19 protein-coding genes are annotated in these 20,620 nt (G+C 47.1%); 9 read left to right on the forward strand and 10 right to left on the reverse strand.

Features of this window, described 5'->3' with window-relative positions:
• Window positions 1-533, forward strand: a 533-nt coding sequence (locus A3750_RS20830) for an Hsp33 family molecular chaperone HslO (RefSeq protein ID WP_197475207.1), incomplete at its 5' end; no start/stop codon positions are given.
• 147 nt (window positions 534-680) lie between these two features.
• Complete coding sequence (locus A3750_RS20835; protein WP_068454846.1) at window positions 681-2,213, forward strand: phosphoenolpyruvate carboxykinase; 1,533 nt, start codon at window positions 681-683, stop codon at window positions 2,211-2,213.
• A 77-nt stretch (window positions 2,214-2,290) separates the two neighbouring features.
• On the opposite strand, the gene A3750_RS20840 is transcribed toward A3750_RS20835, so the two are convergent.
• The 3 genes from A3750_RS20840 to A3750_RS20850 all read right to left on the reverse strand — a co-directional run bounded on the left by A3750_RS20840 (window position 2,291) and on the right by A3750_RS20850 (window position 5,980).
• Window positions 2,291-2,542 carry a hypothetical protein gene (locus tag A3750_RS20840; protein ID WP_068454840.1) on the reverse strand — a complete coding sequence of 84 codons (252 nt, stop codon included), beginning with the start codon at window positions 2,540-2,542 and terminating at the stop codon, window positions 2,291-2,293.
• A 78-nt stretch (window positions 2,543-2,620) separates the two neighbouring features.
• Window positions 2,621-4,678, reverse strand: a complete 2,058-nt coding sequence (locus A3750_RS20845; RefSeq protein ID WP_068465071.1) for a TRAP transporter large permease subunit — start codon at window positions 4,676-4,678, stop codon at window positions 2,621-2,623.
• A 222-nt stretch (window positions 4,679-4,900) separates the two neighbouring features.
• Entirely contained in the window at window positions 4,901-5,980 is a 1,080-nt protein-coding gene (locus tag A3750_RS20850) for a hypothetical protein (protein ID WP_082863141.1), read from the reverse strand.
• Window positions 5,981-6,241: 261 nt separating this feature from the next.
• Here A3750_RS20850 and A3750_RS20855 point away from each other — a divergent pair, with 261 nt between their 5' ends.
• Window positions 6,242-6,514, forward strand: a complete 273-nt coding sequence (locus A3750_RS20855) for an HU family DNA-binding protein (RefSeq protein ID WP_068457628.1) — start codon at window positions 6,242-6,244, stop codon at window positions 6,512-6,514.
• On the opposite strand, the gene A3750_RS20860 is transcribed toward A3750_RS20855, so the two are convergent.
• The 7 genes from A3750_RS20860 to gshB are packed head-to-tail and all read right to left on the reverse strand — an operon-like array spanning window position 6,507 to window position 12,168.
• Entirely contained in the window at window positions 6,507-7,760 is a 1,254-nt protein-coding gene (locus A3750_RS20860) for a dihydroorotase (RefSeq protein WP_068465074.1), read from the reverse strand. The genes A3750_RS20855 and A3750_RS20860 overlap by 8 nt on opposite strands.
• On the reverse strand, window positions 7,757-8,749 hold the full coding sequence (locus A3750_RS20865; protein ID WP_068457113.1) for an aspartate carbamoyltransferase catalytic subunit: 993 nt from the start codon (window positions 8,747-8,749) through the stop codon (window positions 7,757-7,759). The genes A3750_RS20860 and A3750_RS20865 overlap by 4 nt, the downstream gene beginning before the upstream one ends.
• A 15-nt stretch (window positions 8,750-8,764) precedes the next feature.
• The gene (pyrR, locus tag A3750_RS20870; RefSeq protein ID WP_156492466.1) at window positions 8,765-9,277 is read right to left on the reverse strand and encodes a bifunctional pyr operon transcriptional regulator/uracil phosphoribosyltransferase PyrR; all 513 of its coding nucleotides are present in this window, start codon (window positions 9,275-9,277) and stop codon (window positions 8,765-8,767) included.
• Entirely contained in the window at window positions 9,264-9,695 is a 432-nt protein-coding gene (ruvX, locus tag A3750_RS20875; protein WP_068457106.1) for a Holliday junction resolvase RuvX, read from the reverse strand. Before ruvX ends, pyrR begins: the two co-directional genes overlap by 14 nt.
• A gap of 18 nt (window positions 9,696-9,713) precedes the next feature.
• Window positions 9,714-10,271 (reverse strand): YqgE/AlgH family protein, encoded by a 558-nt coding sequence (locus A3750_RS20880; RefSeq protein WP_231871910.1) that lies wholly within the window; start codon window positions 10,269-10,271, stop codon window positions 9,714-9,716.
• Between the two features lie 49 nt (window positions 10,272-10,320).
• Window positions 10,321-11,184, reverse strand: a complete 864-nt coding sequence (locus tag A3750_RS20885) for an energy transducer TonB (RefSeq protein WP_082873378.1) — start codon at window positions 11,182-11,184, stop codon at window positions 10,321-10,323.
• Window positions 11,185-11,208: 24 nt separating this feature from the next.
• Entirely contained in the window at window positions 11,209-12,168 is a 960-nt protein-coding gene (gene gshB, locus A3750_RS20890; RefSeq protein ID WP_068450922.1) for a glutathione synthase, read from the reverse strand.
• 321 nt (window positions 12,169-12,489) lie between these two features.
• Between gshB and pilG the strand changes: the two genes are divergently transcribed.
• The 6 genes from pilG to A3750_RS20920 form a co-directional block, all read left to right on the forward strand.
• The gene (pilG, locus tag A3750_RS20895; RefSeq protein WP_068450920.1) at window positions 12,490-12,879 is read left to right on the forward strand and encodes a twitching motility response regulator PilG; all 390 of its coding nucleotides are present in this window, start codon (window positions 12,490-12,492) and stop codon (window positions 12,877-12,879) included.
• A gap of 48 nt (window positions 12,880-12,927) precedes the next feature.
• Window positions 12,928-13,290: a PleD family two-component system response regulator gene (locus A3750_RS20900; protein WP_068450914.1), complete on the forward strand. Its 363-nt coding sequence runs from the start codon at window positions 12,928-12,930 to the stop codon at window positions 13,288-13,290.
• A gap of 5 nt (window positions 13,291-13,295) precedes the next feature.
• Window positions 13,296-13,853 (forward strand): chemotaxis protein CheW, encoded by a 558-nt coding sequence (locus A3750_RS20905; RefSeq protein ID WP_068450911.1) that lies wholly within the window; start codon window positions 13,296-13,298, stop codon window positions 13,851-13,853.
• A gap of 42 nt (window positions 13,854-13,895) precedes the next feature.
• Window positions 13,896-15,947, forward strand: a complete 2,052-nt coding sequence (locus A3750_RS20910) for a methyl-accepting chemotaxis protein (protein ID WP_068450909.1) — start codon at window positions 13,896-13,898, stop codon at window positions 15,945-15,947.
• Window positions 15,948-15,979: 32 nt separating this feature from the next.
• Entirely contained in the window at window positions 15,980-16,864 is an 885-nt protein-coding gene (locus A3750_RS20915) for a protein-glutamate O-methyltransferase CheR (RefSeq protein ID WP_082862965.1), read from the forward strand.
• A 22-nt stretch (window positions 16,865-16,886) separates the two neighbouring features.
• The coding region (locus tag A3750_RS20920; RefSeq protein ID WP_197475208.1) for an Hpt domain-containing protein at window positions 16,887-20,620 on the forward strand (3,734 nt) is incomplete at its 3' end.

The following is a 20,620-nucleotide window of genomic DNA, read 5'->3' on the forward strand; positions in this document are numbered from 1 at the left end:
GTAAGGCACAACTCGCCATTACTATCGATCCAGAGAAAGGCAACCGCTACCAGGGTATCGTGCCACTGGAGCACGCGACGATGGCCGAATGTCTTGCGCGATACTTCGACCTTTCAGAGCAGCTAGAAACACATTTTATGTTCGCTTCTGATGAAGACGGCTGTTACGGGTTGATGCTACAGCAGTTGCCGGATTACAAACTCATGGAAGATCAGGATGCATGGGATCGAATTCGGCAGTTGAGTGAAACGCTGGGATTTGAAGAGCTCAAAGCGCATGGTAATGCTGAGATTCTCCACCGTCTTTACCATGAAGAGAAAGTTTCTGTTTTCGAAAGTGAGCCTGTTCAATTCCAATGTTCTTGCTCGGAACAACGGTCTTTGGCTTCTATTGAAGCCTTAGGTATTGAAGAAGCATTAAACATTCTCGAAGAAGAGTCGGTCATTCAGGTGGATTGCCAGTTTTGTGGGCGGCATTATGAGTTTGATCGCGCGAAAATTAACACTGTGTTTAATATCGGCAAGCCGCACTAGGGCTATTCATAGCAGGTATAGAGCGCATAAAACGCGAGAGTCGAAAAGCCTGTCGTTTTTTGTACAGCCTTTTGGCATAATAGCGCACCAATTTTAAGCGGGTTTTGACTCGCCTAAATGCAAATTTCAATTTCTGGTGAGGTCAAAGTGAGTAACACTTTTGTTGATCTAAGTTCAGCGCAACTTGTTGAACACGCGCTTGAGCGCAAAGAAGGCAGCTTAGCCGCAAACGGTTCTTTGGTAGTGACTACAGGTAAAAGAACTGGTCGGTCTCCTATGGATCGTTTTATTGTTGAAGAGCCAAGCACTTCTGATGCTATCTCATGGGGTCCGATTAACCGCCCTTTTGATGCGGAAAAATTTGACGCTTTATGGGAACGCGTTGAGTCGTATCTTGCTGAGAAAGACAGCTACGTGTCTCATCTTCATGTAGGTTCTGATCCAGATCACTACCTCGCAGTGAAAGTAACGACTGAAACCGCATGGCAAAATCTTTTCGGCCGCAACTTGTTCATCCGTCCTGATCATTACAATCCGGCTGATAAGCAAGAGTGGCAAATTCTGAATGTCGCAAGCTTCATTTGTGATCCTGAGCGTGATGGTACTAATAGCGATGGTACCGTGATGATTAACTTTGCCCAGCGCAAAGTTCTGCTTGCAGGAATGCGTTATGCCGGTGAGATGAAGAAAGCGATGTTCTCTGTCCAGAACTTTCTATTGCCAGAAAAAGACGTCTTACCGATGCATTGTTCCGCGAATGTTGGTGAAGACGGTGAAACGACCTTGTTCTTCGGTCTCTCTGGAACAGGTAAAACGACTCTTTCTGCTGATCCTGAGCGTTTTCTCATCGGTGATGATGAGCACGGATGGGGCAAAGGCACTGTCTTTAACATCGAAGGTGGTTGCTACGCAAAGACGATCGATTTGAGTCAGAAGAATGAACCAATCATTTGGGATGCGATAAAATTCGGGGCGATCGTAGAAAATGTGAAGATGGATGAGAATTCTCGCATTCCAGACTACACAGATACGAGCCTGACTGAGAACGGGCGATGTGCCTATCCGCTTGAGCATGTTGAAAAGCGTGTCATTGAGAATCGCGCTGGTGAGCCAAACGCGATTGTCTTTCTGACTTGCGATATGACTGGTGTATTGCCACCTGTTTCACTTCTTAGTAAAGAAGCGGCGGCATATCACTTCCTAAGCGGTTATACGGCTTTGGTTGGCTCTACAGAAATGGGTTCCGATTCAAAGCTCAAATCGACGTTCTCAACCTGTTTCGGCGCACCATTCTTCCCGCGCCCTGCTGGCGAGTATGCGGAGTTGCTTATGAAGCGAATGGAAGAGTTCGGTTCTAAAGTTTACTTGGTAAACACTGGTTGGACCGGTGGCTCGTTTGGTGTTGGTCAAAGATTTAGCATTCCAACGACTCGTGGCATTATTTCTGCGATTCAGAGCGGTGCCCTTGCTGATGCAGAAACAGTGCATCTTGAGAAATTGAATCTTGAGATTCCGATTGCTGTTCCTGGTGTTGATGCTGGATTGCTTAACCCTCGCGACACTTGGGCGAGCAAAGAAGATTATGATGCAAAAGCGGCAGATCTTATTTCCCAGTTCGTTGAGAACTTTAAGAAGTTTGATGTTTCTGATGCCATTGTTGCAGCAGGCCCGCAGCTTTAAATCTTAATATGTAATACAAAACCGGTATCGTTTTTAGCGATACCGGTTTTTTTATGTCTGAGTTCTGTGAGCTATTATCAGAGAATAATGCCGTGTTTTCGGCATTTAATTGCGTAGGATTTATTGCTTAGTTGATGGCGTTTCTTGCGCCATTTATCCATTTGCTTACCTGAGCCGCCACGCTTTCTTTTTGTGTTTATTTCTTCAATCTGCTTGGCAATCTTGTAGCACTCTTTGTAAGAACCTTCTTTTGCTGAGCTTAGTATCGGTAGACTAAGGCATATGCCTAAGGTTAAAAGCCACGGTAGTTTGATTGTTGAGTTGATCATCCTGATCTCCTTTCATCCTTTCCTTGTAAATAAAAAAGCCCCGCACTAGGCGAGGCTCTTCAGCATATCAGCTTTACGCTAACTCATCATTTGATAGAAGAGTGGCGTAAACGCAACGATCAATAGCACTGTACCCATCGTGATCAACGGTAGCAGAATTTTCTCATAGCGCTGATAGAAGCTACCCTCGGTCAAAACGGCCTTGAGCGCTTCCTCTTCCCCTACCACTTGACGAGCAAGAAGGTGGTTAAGCGCAACAGGTGGGCTCAGATAACCAAGCTCAAATGCTACTAGCGTTAACATCCAGAAGTGAATCGGATCGATACCGGCGTTGTAAGCGATGGGTGCAATCGTTTGACTTACTAGTATAACTGCGCCGAAGGGCTCCATGATCATACCCATGATAATCAGGACACAAACTAGTAGACCCATTGCTGCCCAGACACTCGTAAACTCCGCTGGGAACAATTCTACGACACCTGAGCGTTCAATCGTTCCGCCGAGACAAATAGTACAACCGATGAGCAGCAGTAAAGCACCAATCTCTGCGGTTGTCTGGTTCGTTGCTGAACGAACACAGTTCTCGATTCCTTTGTGAGGGATCGTCGTTAATCCGTCTTCGCTTACAGAGTCTTTCTTAGTGATGTGCTCATAGATAAGAATAACCAACATCATTACAGGGAGTATCCTTGCGGCAGAGAACTCATCAAGACGCACATTGACCGCGTAACGATAGAACAGAACCACTGCAACCATGCAAACAATGTATGGGATAAGAGGTCTGAACGCCGCAATCATTTGAGGAAACGCGTCTGCCGGAGAGGCAAGCTCAAAACGATTTTGACGATTCAGCGTTGTAGCAAACAGCGCAAACATAACCGCGCTAAGTAGGAAGACATAAATGCCCCAACCAAAGAGTTGGTCAGTTGTTACTTCGCGGTTCATAAATGCAATAACCACGACGAGCAAGCATGGTCGAAGAACAACACCCATCGAGCCTGACATAGCGGTTGCCGCAAGAGCTAGCTGTCTTCGAGTGCCTGCCGCTCGCAGCTCGTGATAGATCACTGCGCCAGCAGCAATAACGAAGATGCCCGAACCACCGGTATAGGCCGTTGGGATGGCTGCAAGAATGACAACAAATACGACCAATAGTTCTGGTGGTAGCTTCCATGGTTTGAATAGAGCTAGAACCAGCGAAGCAAATCGTGTTTGTTTCAGCATCATACCGATCCAAACATACAGGCCGACGTTCAGGAACATGTCTGAGAGATCTAGAAGCTTGTCGAGATAAATGCCGAGCGCTGCTGGGTTAGATTTGTTGCCCTCGCCCAGCCCTAAGAAGAAAAATAGCGCTGCGATGATCGTCATCGTTGCATAGAGTGGGACTGCCAGTAATGCCCTGCCTATATTCCCTCCAGGGGAAAGATTAGGGCCGGGTCGGAAAACATTGATGGCGCTCATTATTGTTAGAATGGCAAAGCCATATACCCATAGCTCGTGGATAAACACAGCTTCAGGTGTCATCTTAGAGCCATCGGAGTGTGCGAGTGTTCGAAACGCGACAGATGATGCCAATAGCAAGCCATTCGCAGCTAATTGGGAGACGCTCGCGACCTTATGATCGAGGCTCGACATCACTGGCCTCATCGCGATGTGGTGTCGGCTAAAGGTCGCTGTAGTAGCACAGAGAAGGATGAGTGCGATCAGAATAAACTTCTGAGACATTATCCCAAAAGCGATTACCTCTGACACAAAAAGCTCTACCGCACGGAATACCTCAAGAGACGGTGTAACCCGAGATTTTGTTTCCTCAAAGTTAGCATACTCTTTAACGCAATCAACTCGAGCATTCTCTATTGACTGACGAATCAGCTCTGGGTCTGCTGGCTCAGCATCAAAAAGACCGAAATCGTCTTCTTCTGAGCTCTCAGCTAGACGTGCTTGAACGGCCTCTTCGACATTTAGCTGAGGGTCACAAGTCGGTTGAACAGGATCAACACGAAGTTTGTAGTAGCCCTCCCAGTAATGTTCACCGATCCGTAGGATCTGATTGTGAATATCACTACTGGTACTAAAAATGACGACGAGCAAAAGCAGTATGCAAGCCGGGAGGGATGATAGCCACTCTGTCATAGAGCGACTTTTTATTGTATTGGAAACCACGAAATTCCTACTCCCTAGTTAGTTTTTTATTAAGGTAATTCGTTGTTATGGCGCAAAAAAAAGCCGATAGATTATATCGGCTCTTATGGTCTATTAACCAGTGGTGAATCGGTCTAATTCGTTCCAATTCAGGGTTATTACTTCCCGCTACGGCAATAATGGTGTGCGCTGGTTCACACTATGCGAGGTATTCTAAAAGAGGTCGTCTAGAGACACTTCTTCGATGTCGTCCGCTGCGTTCTCGTCCCAGAACGTGCCAAGACCCCCTAAAGGTGTTCTTTTACCGGTTGCCTCAGTCCACATTTTGTCTGAGAGGCGAGTCAACACTTCAGTCGCTGTTGCATCGAATAGACGGTATTGCTCATTAGGTGGGAACTCTGCCGTTTGTTCTGCGTGTCTCTTGAGAATTGCTCGAAGGCGCTCATCGTCTCCTTTGGAGTATGCGGCTACTGCGTGGAAAACGTGCGACAAGCGCACACGTGCTTTTTCGCCAATTAGGTCTGCTTGTTCCAACCGAGCCCAAGGGTCTTCTCCCTCAGGAGTCGCGCCGGGGAGAAGGCTCCAAACGGTTGCTTTAAGTGCCAAAGGAGCGCCAAACCATTTCTTGTTATCGAGACATCCGGCGGCACGTTCCGCTTGTGCTGCAATGTTTTTCGGAACACCAATGTAAGAACCTGACATGATGTCGTTATTCAGTGCAAGCAAACCGCCAGCGAGTCCTGCTAGCCAAACAATTTGATCGAAATCCTGAACGAGTTCTGGACATTCTACGCCACCATTCTCTAGTGGGCGGCCAATCTCTTTTCCATCGTTGAACTCAATTAGTTGCTCCCAAGCGACCAAGTAGCGTTTCGCGGCCTTGAGGTGATGGCGTTTTTGAGCAATGAGAGCATCTTCTGCAAAGTCTGGTTGTAGGGCCCGAATGTATCGAAGGTATTCAAGTTCTTTCTCTGAAGCTCTTGCTTCCTCGCAGCCGCCTGCACCTAGGTGCAGCAGAATTGCAAGCTCGTGGGGTTCTTCGGTAATTCGGCCTAGAGCCATAACCATAGAGGTAAGCGCTTCAGCTCCGGCGCAGCCAGCTTCGGTATCATCGGTAGTTAAAAGGTAGGGGACAATATGTGCCTCACCGAGCAGCGTGACGGTATCGCCGGTCGGTTTGATGAACGGCTTAACTAAAAATTGGTTTATCGCTTTACATCCACCAAAAAAAGTAGCGAGGCCAATACACAATACAAGCCAGCGCACTTTGCGCAGAGTCGAATTCAAATTCACGAAATGCTCCTGAAGTTACCCGACAGATTCCCTTGACGAGTGATACATCAAACTAGTTTTAGGGCAGCGATTATCCAATAACTAGCGCTGAATTTGTGAGATTCATGCCACAAACACCTGAAACGAAGGGTGTTTTGATGTCAAAAATTATAAATTCGTTGCTGTTGGTAAATTTTCATTGCGAACTTGAGCAAGTTCGCTATCTTAATGGACGTGCGCTGTTCTTTTAGCGTCGTAGCCGAATAATAAAGAGGGGATCCTATGAAGAAGCCTGAGTTAATTGCCGCAATTGCAGAAGAAACTGGTTTAACGAAAGATAAATCTGGAGAAGTTCTAAACGCTCTGCTTGATGAAATTACCAACGCAATGACGCGTGACGATGCCGTTAGTTTGATTGGTTTTGGAACTTTCTCTCAGCGCACCCGAAGTGCGCGTACAGGTAAGAACCCGCAGACCGGTAAAGCTATTCAAATACCTGCTAGCAAGTCAGTTGGTTTTAAGCCTGGCAAGGCTTTGAAAGACGCCGTTAACTAGATGCAGAATAAACGAGCGCACCGCTTACAAAGGTGTGCTCGATCGTTCCCGTCACTTGCTCACCCAATAGCGGAGTGTTTTTTCCCGAAGAGTGTATATCGCTCTCGTCTAACGTGCGCTCGTCAAAGTTTAAGATGCTGAAGTTCGCTTTTTGGCCAGGCATAATTTGATTGGCTTGCAAGCCAAGCACGGCGGATGACCTTTCGTTCATTGCTTTTATAAATACCTCTAGAGCAAGTTCGCCAGCCGAATCTAGCTTCATTGCATAATGAAATACGTGCTCGATGGTGCTTATACCAGTTGCAGACTCTGCAAAAGGCGCGTTTTTAGCGGATACGCTGCGTGGCTCATGGGCACTGGTGATTGCATCGATGGTTCCGTCGATCACGCCTTCAATGAGCGCTTTCCTATCACGCTCGCTTCTTAGAGGAGGGATGGTATGAAAGTTATTGTTGAAACCCAAAACGGCTTCGTCGGTATAACACAGGTTTGCGATGGCGACATCTGCGGTAATTCGAGTGCCTTTCTTTTTCGCTTCACGAACAAGGTTGACGGAATCTTCGCAAGACAGATTACTAAGATGTAGCCTGACGCCGCTCGCTTCAGCGAGCATGATGAGTTGTGCGATAGCAACCGTTTCAGCAATGTTAGGAATGCCCTTGAGCCCCATTCTGGTCGATATTGCACCGCTATGCATGCTTCCTTGATAAAGGGAGCGGACCATCGGGTGCATAAAGATTGTAAGATCGTAGGTATACGCATAATCGAAACAGCGCTTTGAAATTGCTAGGGTATCCATTGTTGTAAAACCATTACTCAAGGCCTTACATCCCGAGTCTTTTAGCTCTGCGTATTCGCTTAGTAGCTTCCCTTCTAGGCTTTTGGTCATCGCCCCGATCATAATGAGTTCGGCGCCAGTGAAAGGCGTCACTTGCTGCTCAATCAGTTTTGAAATTGCAGGCACGTCGTTAACGGGCGAGGTGTTTGGCATTAAGCATACACGACCCACTCCTCCCGCAGCGGCTGCCTTTAGCTCTAAATCGATCACATTCAGACTAGAAACAACCATGCCCAAATCGGTTAGCGTGGGAACAACGAGTTTACCCTTGCAGTTGATTGTATTAGCCTCTCCACCATCTGGCTGATCGATTGATCTAATTAAGCCATCCTCAACAACTATTGTTTCAAACGGCGTTTTTTCGCCTTCACTGTTTAAATAGGTACCGCCGGTTAGCTTGAATTTCATTTTGAAGGCACCTCATTTTTTTGCTGTTTCTCCTCTACTTGACCGCTCATCGCCATAGACATTACTGCCATTCGCACGGCGATACCGTTTGTAACCTGATCTAGAATCACTGAACGAGGGCCATCAGCGACGTCTGAAGCGATCTCAACTCCCCGGTTTATTGGTCCAGGATGCATAACAATGGCGTCTGGTTTTGCATGTCTAAGTGCCTCAGATGTGAGGCCATAGCGTTTAAAGTATTCGCTCTCACTAGGAAGTAAAGCGCCTTGCATTCGCTCGCGTTGAAGCCGAAGCATAATGACAACATCAAGATCACGCATACCCTGCTCTAGATCCCAGAACACTTTCACGCCCATATCTTCGATATTTGGTGGGAGTAATGTTTTCGGCGCAATGACACGAATCTCTTCTGCTCCGAGCGCGTTTAAGGCTCGGATCTGAGATCTCGCGACGCGAGAGTGAAGTATGTCGCCAATGATCCCCACTTTAAGGCCTTCAATCTGCTGCTTTTTATGTCGAATTGTGAGCATGTCTAGCATGGCTTGCGTAGGGTGCGCATGCCATCCGTCGCCAGCATTGATGATGGCAACGCCGGGGGTGACCGATTCCGCAATAAAATGCTGGGCGCCACTTTGTGCATGGCGAATAACAAACATGTCGCTCGCCATGGCTTCAAGATTAAGCAGCATGTCTGATAATGACTCGCCTTTTGAGGTCGCTGAGGTACGAATATCCAAATTTAGTACATCTGCAGAGAGTCGCTTGGCTGCAAGTTCAAAGGTTGAGCGTGTGCGCGTGCTAGGCTCAAAAAACAGATTGGCTACGGTTTTACCTCTTAAGAGAGGGACGTTGCGAATGGAACGCTCACCAACTTCAATGAAGGAGTCAGCGGTATCCAGTATGTTCGTCAAAATTTCTTTACTTAGTCCGGCTATGCTTAAGAAATGCTTGAGATTACCTTGGGAGTTAAGTTGCAGAGAGGGATTCATGGCAGCGTGGTCCAATTAAGCATCTTGAGTTTTACGTTTTAGAAGAAGGGGCGCGGGGCCTTCAAGTTTCAGGCGTTCATTCGGAGCAAGGGAGAAACTCTGACCAATTATATTAGCGCTAATCGGTAACTCTCTTTGTCCAATGTCAGCGAGCACGGCCAGTGTAACGCTTGCCGGTCTACCGAAATCAAATAGTTCGTTCAGTGCTGCACGAATAGTCCGCCCAGTCATTAGAATATCGTCCACGAGAATGATGTGTGCGTCTTCGGTGGCAAAGGGAAGATTGGTCGGGGTTACAGTCGGTTGCAGGCCTATGCGTGTAAAGTCATCACGATAAAAACTGATATTCAGCTCTCCCATTGGAGCCTCATCGCCGAGCAAGCGATTAAGTTCACGGGCAACCCAGACGCCGCCTGTTTGTATACCTACGATACAGTATTTGCTGATATTAGAACTCTTTAGGGCTTGCTTTAGTTCATCAGCCATTTTTTCAATCAGGTTTAGCGCCTGAATTTCAGTGTTCGTCATTCTCATTCCTAATCTCAAACCAGCTTTCCAGCACGAGACATGCGGCTAGTCCATCAACTGAGTGGTCTCCAAAATCGACATGGCCTTTTTCTTCAAGGACCATCCCTTTAGCTTCATAACTAGATAAGCGTTCATCATGCATGTGAACGACTGTATGAAACCTACCGTGAATACGGTTTCCGAATTTACGAGCCCTTATGGACAGTTCACTCTCGGTTCCATCCATATTGAGCGGTAAGCCGACGATGACAGCTTTTGGCTGCCATTCTCTCAATAGCTTTTCTAGCTCCTGCCAATTCGGAATTCCATCCTTTGCTTTCATTGGACTTAGCTGGCGGGCTTTACGAATGAGATCACTACCGATTGCTACCCCAATACGTTTTAACCCAAAATCAAAACAAAGATAATTGTTAGCCATGTATTCTCATTGGACTCATTAGGCATGCCCTGCGTTCGTGCTAAGTTTCGCTGCATCGAGCCCGATGCTGGCCATTGCCATATCGTATTTTTGGCCCAAATCAGTGTGGAATAATATGTCCTCGCTAGATGCGCACGTTAACCAAGAATTCTGTGCGATTTCGCCTTCTAATTGCCCGGCACCCCAGCCGGCATAGCCAAGAGCAATAACAAATTTCTCAGGGCCTTCATTATTTGCAATGGCTTCGAGTATGTCTCGTGATGTTGTGAGCTGAATACTCGTGCTCACTTCATAGCTACTATCCCACGAGCTGCCATCGTTGTGCAGAACAAAACCGCGGTCGAGCTGAACCGGACCGCCTTGCGAGACGGGTGTTTCGTTATGCTGCCCGTCTGTCGTGAATGACAATTGCTCGAAAATATCCCCGAGATTAATTCCGCTAGATCTGTTGATGATGATGCCCATTGCGCCATCTTCATTGTGCTGGCAAATATAGGTAATGGTTCCGTTGAAATTGGGATCTTCTAGCTGTGGCATGGCTATCAAGAACTGGTTCTGGAGATTAATCGTCGTCACCGGCAGCATCAGCCTTTAGAAAGAAGGAAGGGTTTCTATTCTAGAGCTTCTAGAAGCTCGATACACCCCTTCCCGTGTAAGAAAATGTGCGAATTAACTCAAGAACATCGCGCTCTTTGCGAACTTCTTTGGGAAATGGCGCGAATGGAGCTGCGCGACTAACAATATCTTTTGTTTTAGCATCAAGCACTAAGTTGCCTGAGCTCTGTAGTATCTTTATATCTCTGATGCTGCCGTCAGAATAGATGGCGATCGCAACGCGCGGCTTTCCATAAAGCTTTCGGCCCGCATCGCGTGGGAAGAATTGTTTGCCGATGCGTTCTATTTTGGCAACAACTTGCTCCACATAACGAGCATCGACCGCTTTCATTGTTGACGCCGCAGTAAGGCGAGTCACCCTCGGTTTTCTGGCGTATTGTTGCAACTGCTGATCGTAACTTGCCTCGAGCTCTGCGATTTGCACACTGCGCTCTATCAGTGAACGAAGATCAGCCTGCTCTTGGTTCTCAATTTGTTTCTGGTTTGGCGCAAACAGAGCATTGAACTCGTCATCTGCAACGCGTGTTACCACGGCACTGTGCTGTGCTTGCTTTTGTTCTTGAGGTTTCGCCGGAGCGCTCGACTCCTGAATTAACATACTTTCGTCAATCGATTTGGTTGGTGAACTCTGTTTGGTCTTCTCTTCTAGAGAGCCTCCGCCCTGCTGATTTGTTTGCGCTAAAAAGTCTGCTTCATCAGGTCTCTTGTCGTCGTCGAAGCGCGCGAGTGTGATTTCCATCGTCTTGGCGACTGGTTTAGGGTCATCTTTTATGAAGTCGGTTAAAACCATTAGCGCGTGCAAAGCAACGGCGACAAAGATAGTAAAGCTTAAGCGATCGCTGGCTTTAATCTTTGCTTGAGGTATTGCTGACACGTGTAACTCCGAATTACTGACTAATTAATGCTGCTTGTGCTGAAGTTTTTGCTCAATAACATCCATAAGATCACCGGCAATGTTGAGATTGTAAGCGCGGTCGATTTCCTGAATGCAGGTTGGGCTGGTGACATTGATTTCCGTAAGATAGTCGCCGATGACATCTATTCCGACAAAAATGAGCCCGCGAGCAACAAGGTCGTCCGCTATTTGTGAAACAATCCAACGATCTCGCTCAGACAGCGGCAAGGCCTGCCCTGTTCCGCCAGCCGCTAAGTTACCACGATGCTCGCCCTCACTGGGAATTCTTGCTAAAGCGTAATCGATAGGTTTGCCATCGATGATCAGTATTCTTTTGTCGCCTTGTTTTATCTCGGGTATGAAACGTTGAGCCATCACCTGCGTCTCACCAAAGTTATTCAGCGTTTCTAAAATAACACCTAGATTTGGATCGCCAGCTTTGACGTTAAATATCGATGTGCCGCCCATGCCATCTAGAGGTTTGAAAATGACATGTTGGTGCTCTTTAACAAAGGCCCGTAGTTTTTTTACATCGCGGCTGATCAATACGGGAGGGCAGCACTGTGGAAAGGCCGTGGCGTAGACTTTTTCATTGCAGTCCCGCAGGCTGTTTGGACGGTTTACAACCAGAACTCCTAGCTGTTCGGCGCGCTCAGCGATATAGGTGGCATAGATAAACTCGCTGTCGACAGGTGGGTCTTTGCGTAAAAGAAGGACGTCTAGTTCGGCCATTGCTGTTTCTTTGCTGGGTTCAAGTTCATACCAGTCAGCGCCGTCATCAACTAAGTGCAAACGTTGTAAGTTTGCCATGGGAACGCCTTGATCAAGGGATAGGTCTTTTTGTTCCATGATAAATAGATCCCATCCTTTTGCGTGGGCAGCCCGCATCATTGCGTAGGTGCTGTCCTTTTTTGTGTTCACGCTTTGGATGGGGTCCATCACAATTCCCAATTTTATCGACATAGAAAACCTACCAAACAAAAATAATGTACTAGTCTTTAAGAGTATTGCGCTAACGATAGCGAGCTTAAGGTGTCGAGGCTACTTAAAACCGTTTAAGACGACGCTATTCTGCTTTACTCGCGGATTAAATCTTTAAGGTTTCTTTCACTACTGACGAAATAAGCTATACATAATAGATACTTATCAAAATGTTCGTGAAGCGATATTAAGAAAAGTTTTTAAGATATTGGTCTATAGTAAGTTTATGGGCCTATATTGGCGCATGTTTTTACATATAAATCGCACATGGTGCACAGGTAATTGCCTAGGCTGTAAGACAAAATGGAAGACAATTTCGAAAACTTAAAAATCATGGTCATCGATGACAGCAAGACGATCCGGCGAACGGCTGAGACCTTGTTGAAGAAGGTGGGATGTACCGTTATTACGGCTACTGATGGATTTGATGCTTTAGCGAAAATCGCTGATTCCAATCCCGATATCATCTTTGTAGATATTATGATGCCACGTTTGGATGGCTATCAGACCTGCGCTTTGATCAAAAACAACAGTGCGTTTAAAACCACGCCTGTCATTATGCTTTCGAGTAAAGACGGACTCTTTGATAAAGCAAAGGGTCGTATTGTTGGTTCAGATCAGTATCTGACCAAACCGTTTAGTAAAGATGAATTGCTAAGCACTATTCGTAATCACGCTCCGTCAAACGGATAACTGAAACACTATTCTCTCATCGCAAGATGATATTAATGAGGGAGAGCTATGGCTCGTATACTAATCGTTGATGATTCACCTACGGAAATTAGAAAAATTTCTACCATTCTGGATCAGCACAAGCATGAAGTAATTACCGCAGATAACGGTGCGGACGGAGTTGCGGTGGCGCGTCGTGAAAATCCTGATTTGATTTTGATGGACGTGGTAATGCCAGGGCTGAATGGTTTTCAGGCAACGCGACAATTAACTCGAACACCTGAAACTGCCGATATTCCGGTGGTGATTGTCACAACGAAAGATCAGGAAACTGATCGCGTTTGGGGCACTCGTCAGGGAGCAAAAGGCTACTTAGTGAAGCCTGTTAGTGAGAGTGATTTAATCTCTACTATAAACGAACTGATTAACTAGAAATTATGAGTGGTGAAGTTGCACATTCTTTTGAGGCGCTGCGGAATCTAGCCAAGAAGAGTGCGCAGTTTGCAGTTGGCTTACCCGCCCAAGATGAGGCGGTAGAGTATTTCAGCGGCATCGGTTTTTCATTTGCTGGTTTGCAGCTCGTCGCTGAACTGGGAACGGTAGCCGAGCTCTTAGATGTTCCGAAGTACACGATTATCCCAGGCGTGAAACCTTGGGTTTTAGGTGTGTCAAACATCCGTGGCCGCTTGATACCAATCATCGATCTCGCGCGTTATTTCGGTTTGAAGACTGAAAAAGCAAGAGCCCGAGAGCGTCGAATCCTTGTTGTTGAGCAAGGCGATATTCTTAGCGGCCTGATGGTCGATTCAGTACAGGGTATGCAGCACTTTGAACGTTCAACGTTAAAAACCGCTACAACAGTACAAATTCCACAAAGCATTGTAAGTTTGGTCGATGGCGCTTTCGAAAGAGATGAGCGTGATTGGCTGGTGTTTGATGCAAAGAGGCTGGTTTCTGATGACCAGTTTTCTCGCGTTTCACTCACACAAAATTAGTAAAAAATAGAGAACGAAAATAAAGGGCCGGGAGCCAGAAATATGAAGATTATGTCCGGAAGATTCAGCTCTGATCAAGATAATACCGGGGTTATATTTTGGTTAGGCATCGCGCTTGTTGTGATGCTGTTGTTCCTCATTGTGGTCTCCTACTTTATAGGTCAGGATAGTCGTCACGATAAGGATTACAGCGCATACGCCAGTGATTTGCGCGTACTTTCTCAGGAGGTTGCGAAGAACGCGACGGAGGCGGCTTCTGGTAAGGAAGAGGCCTTTGCTCAGTTGAAGCGTTCTCGTGAAGACTTTGAGAAATTACTTGGATTCATTGTTAATGGTAATCCGGATACGGGTTTGCCTGCTTCAAATTTACCGGTAGAGACCGGTGTAACCTCTCGATGGGAAAGTGTGAGTCGTAACGCTGACCGTATTTTGGAAAACAAAGAGACGGTTCTAACCCTGCACCAGATCGCCGCGACCCTGAACGAAACCATCCCTCAATTGCAGATAGAGTATGAGGATGTGGTATCAATCCTTCTCGACAATGACGCTCCGGCAGACCAGATCTCTGTTGCGGAACGTCAATCTTTGAGGGCTGAGCGGATTGTTCGAAGCGTAAACAACATCCTATCTGGAGACGAGGACGCAGCGATTGCGGCCAACCGTTTCGGAGAAGATGCGCGATTGTTTGGTCGGGTGATGAACTCGATGTTCGAAGGTAACGAGGCGATGGAAATCTCGCAAGTAACCGACGAGGATGCGATTTACGGGCTCGAAGCAATCGCTGAGCTGTTTGAATACGTCGATAGTAACGTGCAAGCGATTCTTGAGAACTCGCCAGAACTTTTCAAGGTTCGTAACGCGGCAAATTTGATTTTTGAAGATTCGATTGCCCTACTCGATGAGACCTACGAACTTTCTAAACAAGTTCAGTTGCAGGCTGATGGCCGCTTCTTTAGTGCTACACTCGCTTACTTCATTCTTGCTGCGATCATTGCTTTGATTGTCGTGATTGGTGTTCTCCTCTATCAAGAGTCGCAAAAGCGCCTTCGCATGACTGAGGAGCAAAATGAACAGAATCAGAATGCGATCTTGAGACTTCTTGATGAACTTGCTGATCTGGCAGATGGTGATTTGACCACAGAGGCAACAGTAACCGAAGACTTTACTGGAGCAATTGCTGACTCCATCAACTTCGCGATCGATCAGATGCGTGGTCTTGTAAAAGCGATTCGTGATACTGCGGTTCAAGTTGCATCTTCTGCTTCAGAAACCCAAGGCACAGCCATGAAGCTAGCCGAGTCTTCTGAAAATCAAGCGCAAGAAATTGCCGGCGCTTCAGCTGCAATCAACGAAATGGCGGTTTCGATCGATCAGGTATCATCGAACGCTGCCGAATCGGCAACGGTTGCGGAGCGGTCTGTAACGATTGCGAAAAAAGGTTCCGACGTCGTAAACAATACCATCAATGGTATGGATACGATTCGGGAGCAGATTCAAGAAACGTCAAAGCGAATTAAACGTCTAGGTGAGTCGTCGCAGGAGATCGGAGATATCGTATCTTTGATCAACGATATCGCAGACCAAACAAACATTCTTTCCTTGAATGCTGCGATTCAGGCATCGATGGCGGGTGATGCTGGACGAGGCTTCGCGGTTGTTGCCGATGAGGTCCAGCGACTGGCAGAGCGTTCATCCGCTGCAACGAAGCAGATCGAAGCGCTAGTTAAAACGACGCAAACGGATACCAATGAGGCGGTTATCTCAATGGAGCAAACGACGGCTGAGGTTGTCCGCGGAGCGAGATTGGCCCAGGATGCGGGTGTTGCCCTAGAGGAAATCGAAAGCGTATCGATGAACTTGGCAGATTTGATTCAAAACATCTCGAACGCCTCAAGACAGCAATCTATGTCCGCGGGCCACGTTTCAAATACGATGAATGTCATTCAGGAAATCACTTCACAAACCTCTTCTGGTACGAGTGCGACGGCAGAGTCGGTTGGTAACTTGGCAGAGATGGCAAGTCAGCTAAGAGCTTCAGTATCTGGCTTTAAGCTACCGCTTGATGATGATGAATCTCCTGAGCAAACAGTCTAGCTAGGTTTGGCTTCAGTCGAGAGTAAGCCAAAATGGTCCTATCGACTGCGGCGCGCTTGAACGTCATGAAACGAGATCAGGCCCAAATACCTAACATGAGCGACCGCCAGTTTGAAAGCTGGCGAGCGTTTGTAGAGGAGCGATTAGGAACGCACTTCCCGCTTGATCAGAAGTCGCGTCTTCAATCGAGTCTAACGATTCGTATGCGCGAACTCGATTACAGCGACTATGATCAATATCTGCAAGAGGTATCTGCACCGCTTCAGGGCTTAGGAGAGTGGCTAGTTTTACTTGATCGTCTAGTGATAGGTGAAACTCGTTTTTATCGAGATTCAAACGCTATGGCGCTCGCGTTCCTCGTTATGAAGAGTCGCCTCAAGCGAAAAAAAGACCGCAGCCTCAGTATTTGGAGTGTCGGTTGCAGCAGCGGTGAAGAGACATACTCTCTGGCATTTTTATGTGAAAGCTTGTTTAAGGAAATGGAGCTTGAGCCTCGGTACGGCGTTACTGGTATAGATGTAAGCTGGGGTGTGCTGGGCAAAGGCCGAAACGGAGTATACGAGAAGCGTCGCATGATTGGTTTGCCAAAGGCTTGGTCTAAGACCTACTTTGATCAATTAGGCGAAGACTCTTTTCAGGTAAAAGATTACGTGCGTAAGCATGTATGTTTTTCTAAACAGAATATGAGAGACATAAGTCAGAGCCCCCTCAAGAATCAGGATCTGATTTATTGCCAAAACGTGCTTATTTATTTTCGAAATGAGCTGAGACATAAAATTCTAGATGAGCTTGGAGACCGTCTTTCATTGGGCGGTGTGTTGATCATTGGTGCTGGTGAAGCACTGAATTGGTCGCATCCAAAGCTTAAAAGAGTCGATGACAAGCGGGCGCTGGCTTTTCAGCGTGTGCACGACTGAATAAGAAATTAGGGGTAGAGTGATGGGCAGCAGCCATGACCACATTGCACTGGACTGGGTAAGAGGGGAGCTCGAACAAACTCTTTTGCTAGCGCGCAATGCTTTGGAACTGTATGCAGATGATAGAGACGACCCTACACAGGTAAATTTCTGCCTTAATCATCTCCACCAAGTTAGCGGTACCCTGAAAATGGTCGAGCTAATCGGTGTGGCAAAAGTTGCTCAGGAAATGGAAGACCTGTGCGTCGCGCTCAGAGAGAATACCGTACATAGCTTTGATGATTCCCTTGAGGCATTGATGGGTTCGATTCTGCACTTGCAGAACTATATTGAATCGACACATGAAGCGCTCACGGAGATTCCACCACAATTAACGCCCGTCTTGAATGATCTAAAAGCAGCCAAAGGCGAGTCATTTTCAGCCGATGCATTTAGTCCTGATTTCAGCGCCAATCTTGTTACTCCTAACCCTATCTTGAATGCTCGAATGCAAGATGCCAAGGTTACGGAAAATCTTCGAAAGCTTCGTCAGCGTTTTCAGTCTTCATTGGCTAATGTGATTCGTAATCAGAACACTGAAGAGCATCTTGATTTTTTGGGCAAGGTCATTGAGCGTCTCGAAAAATTCTGCAAAGGCAGCCCTATTGGCCAGCTTTGGTGGATATCTAAGGGATTCATCGAATCGATTGAAGATAGCGAAGAACAATTAGGGAGCGCGGTAAAACAGTTATTGAGAGAGCTAGATCTTCAGCTTAAAGCAATGATTGATAATGCTAGCGATGCCTTGAGTCGAGAAGTTTCAGAAGAGCTGCTCTCGAACCTGCTCTATTACATCGCGTCCTCTAACAAGAAAACCGACCGTATAGATGCACTTGTTGACGCATATAAGTTATCAACACCCTCTCCTGACGGGGCAGAGAAAGGAATTCTTGGTCCAGACAAGACGACATTGAGCGCCATTGCAGATGTTCTTTGCGAGGAAATTAACTCGTTTAAAGATCGGTTAGATTTGATTGAGCGCGATAGTTCGGCCACCTTCGAGGATATCCGAGAACTTCTTCCTACGTTGCAAACCATGCAGAGCTCTCTGGAAGTTGTAGGGATTCCTGCGGCGCGAGATGCTTTATCGATGCAGATCGAGAACTTGCAAAGCGTGAGTGGTAATGAAATCACTTCTGAGGCGATGAACTCTCTGGCAGAAACCATCCTGTCAGTTGAAGTGCAAGTTAAGCACATCGTTGACGGGCCTGATTCGGGTGAAGATGGCTTCGGCGTTCCGACAGAGCAGTTTGAAATTGCTCATACTGCTGTCATAGAGGCTTCAAAAGGCTCTCTGGAGTTAGCCAAAAACAGTATTGTCAGTTTTATTACCTCCAACTGGGATATCCAGCAGATCGAGAATGTACCGTCTGTGCTAGACAGCATTCGTGGTGGCTTGCAGATCATTCCCTTGCAAGAAGCATCAGAGCTAATAGCGGCCTGTGGTCAATACGTTCAGCAGCGTTTGCTTGACGGTAAGGAGCAACCTGAATGGGGTGACTTGGATCGGCTCGCGGACGCCATTAGTAGTATTGAATATTACATTGAGCGGATCGGTGAAGGGGCAAAAGGCGGGGAGCGCTTTCTAGAAGTTGCCCGAGAGAGCTTGCACAAGCTCGGCGTATTGCAGGATGAAGATCATCAACCTACCGAGCATATTTCTCATCATCACGTGACAGAAGCGGCAGCTGAAGCACCGAATGCTGAGCAGAAAGCGAATGATGAGCAGTTAATTGATGAAGAGATTCTCGAGATCTTTGCCGAGGAAGTTGAAGAAGTCTCGGAGGAGATAGATGCTGCGATCCAAGCTCTGCGATCTGATGAAGCTGACCGAGCTGCGTTGGCAGAATTGCGTCGCGCTTTTCACACCTTAAAAGGCAGTGGCAAACTTGTTGGTGCGGAGGACATGGCTACTTTAGCCTGGGCTGTTGAATCAAGGCTGAACTCTCGTGTTGACCAAAGCCTAAGTATCAGTTTAGAGGAATTGAATGCTGTCGACTCCGTGAGAGAGCATCTTTCCGGCTTGTTGGCAGACTTTTCTAAGGGTGCAGAGTCCGAGCTTGCGCGTCAGCTTGAGAACTCTATCGCTCGCGTATTTGATAATAGCAGCGCTTCCCCGGGCATTGATCCAGAATCTCCTGATGAGCGATCAATGCATCAAGAGCCGGCAATCGAAGAGCAGCCTGCAGTCGAGCCAACTGATCAACTTCCGGAAATGGAGCAATCCATTGTCGAGGATGTGCCTGAAGATGTTGAGCAGCCGCCTGTTATGGAGGTTGCAGAATCGGTTGAAGATGATGACGATTTGATCGACGAAGAAATACTTGAAATCTTCATTGAAGAATCGGAAGAAGTGAATGAAACGATTCAAGCCTACCTACCACGTCTTGTAGAAAACTATGATGATAAGGAGGCCCTGACGGAGCTACGCCGTGCTTTTCATACGCTTAAAGGCAGCGGTCGTATGGTAGAGGCGATGGATATTGGCGAGATTGCTTGGGGGGTCGAAAACCTTCTCAATCGAGTGCTCGACAATACCATTGAGATGCGCTCTGACATTGCCGAGTTTGCGAGCTATGTCGCGCAGAATATTCCTGCTCTTGTTGAAAACTTTAGAACTCGCACCAGCCCGGTCATCGACCCTGAGCTTGTTGAAGCTCAAGCACAAAGAATCGTTGAAGGAGAGGCATTTACTCTGACGGACGTCTCAAGTGACGAGCAGGAAACAGTCTCAGAAGACGAGTTAGCGCTTTCGAACGATGCCGGTGAAGAGGCACGAGAAAGCACGGTTGAAGCAGAGTTAGACGAAACATCACTCTCAGAAGAAGAATCGTCTATTGAAGACTCGCTTATTGAGATCTTTGAAATCGAGGCGCTCCAGCATATTGAATCTGTTGAGGAATTTTCGAAGGCTGCGATTGATAGCGGTAGTGCAGCAGTCGACGATAGCCTGTCACGTGCTCTTCATACATTGAAGGGCAGCGCTAATACGGCAGAGATGCAACCCATTGCGCACATTGCGGTCCCTTTAGAGCAGTTGATCAAGGAAATGCGTGCGAACGGATTTATGGTTGATGCAAAGCTTGCTGTTTTGATGCTAGAAGCAATGCAGCTTAGCAGGGCTGGCGTTGCGCAGGCTAGGACGACACCGCAGCAAGGTATCGATGGGACAGATACGCTTTTAGCTAAGCTCGCTGCGTATAAGCAATCTCGTATCTCTGAACTTGCAGAGGCGAGAGATGCAAACGATTTCGGTGCTCAGGATCCTCAATTAGTGAGTATCTTTTTAACCGAAGGCTTAGATATCTTGTTAGATGCTGAGCGCATTATTGATGAATGGCAAGATGGTGAGATTAGCGATGAGAACTTTGGAAAGCTCTATAAAGAGGTTTCCACTCTCAAGCGCGGAGCAAAAGTTGCAGGTTTGAACGCAATTGTCGAATTGTGTTCCGCTCTTGAACACAGCTATCAGACGATCCATGACTCGCCAGCTTCACCCGACAGCCAGTTCATTGCCTCAATTAAGCAGGGGCACGATGGTCTGATTGATATGATGGATCAGACCGCCGCGGGTCTCAGTGCGGATATAGATGAGCAATTAGTCGCGTTGCTCGAGAAAGTTGCGCAAGAACATGTGCTTACAAATGCTGTTCAGCCAGAGCCAGAGCCAGAGCCAGAGCCAGAGCCAGAGCCAGAGCCAGATTTGGATGAAAGTCT

Source organism: Oleiphilus sp. HI0079 (assembly GCF_001635105.1).

Coding starts and splice junctions, on each gene's coding strand:
- A3750_RS20840 (WP_068454840.1), bottom strand. CDS start 2,542: ATGATCAACTCAACAATCAAACTACCGTGGCTTTTAACCTTAGGCATA.
- A3750_RS20845 (WP_068465071.1), bottom strand. CDS start 4,678: ATGACAGAGTGGCTATCATCCCTCCCGGCTTGCATACTGCTTTTGCTC.
- A3750_RS20855 (WP_068457628.1), top strand. CDS start 6,242: ATGAAGAAGCCTGAGTTAATTGCCGCAATTGCAGAAGAAACTGGTTTA.
- A3750_RS20860 (WP_068465074.1), bottom strand. CDS start 7,760: ATGAAATTCAAGCTAACCGGCGGTACCTATTTAAACAGTGAAGGCGAA.
- A3750_RS20865 (WP_068457113.1), bottom strand. CDS start 8,749: ATGAATCCCTCTCTGCAACTTAACTCCCAAGGTAATCTCAAGCATTTC.
- pyrR (WP_156492466.1), bottom strand. CDS start 9,277: ATGACGAACACTGAAATTCAGGCGCTAAACCTGATTGAAAAAATGGCT.
- ruvX (WP_068457106.1), bottom strand. CDS start 9,695: ATGGCTAACAATTATCTTTGTTTTGATTTTGGGTTAAAACGTATTGGG.
- gshB (WP_068450922.1), bottom strand. CDS start 12,168: ATGTCGATAAAATTGGGAATTGTGATGGACCCCATCCAAAGCGTGAAC.
- pilG (WP_068450920.1), top strand. CDS start 12,490: ATGGAAGACAATTTCGAAAACTTAAAAATCATGGTCATCGATGACAGC.
- A3750_RS20900 (WP_068450914.1), top strand. CDS start 12,928: ATGGCTCGTATACTAATCGTTGATGATTCACCTACGGAAATTAGAAAA.
- A3750_RS20905 (WP_068450911.1), top strand. CDS start 13,296: ATGAGTGGTGAAGTTGCACATTCTTTTGAGGCGCTGCGGAATCTAGCC.
- A3750_RS20910 (WP_068450909.1), top strand. CDS start 13,896: ATGAAGATTATGTCCGGAAGATTCAGCTCTGATCAAGATAATACCGGG.
- A3750_RS20915 (WP_082862965.1), top strand. CDS start 15,980: ATGGTCCTATCGACTGCGGCGCGCTTGAACGTCATGAAACGAGATCAG.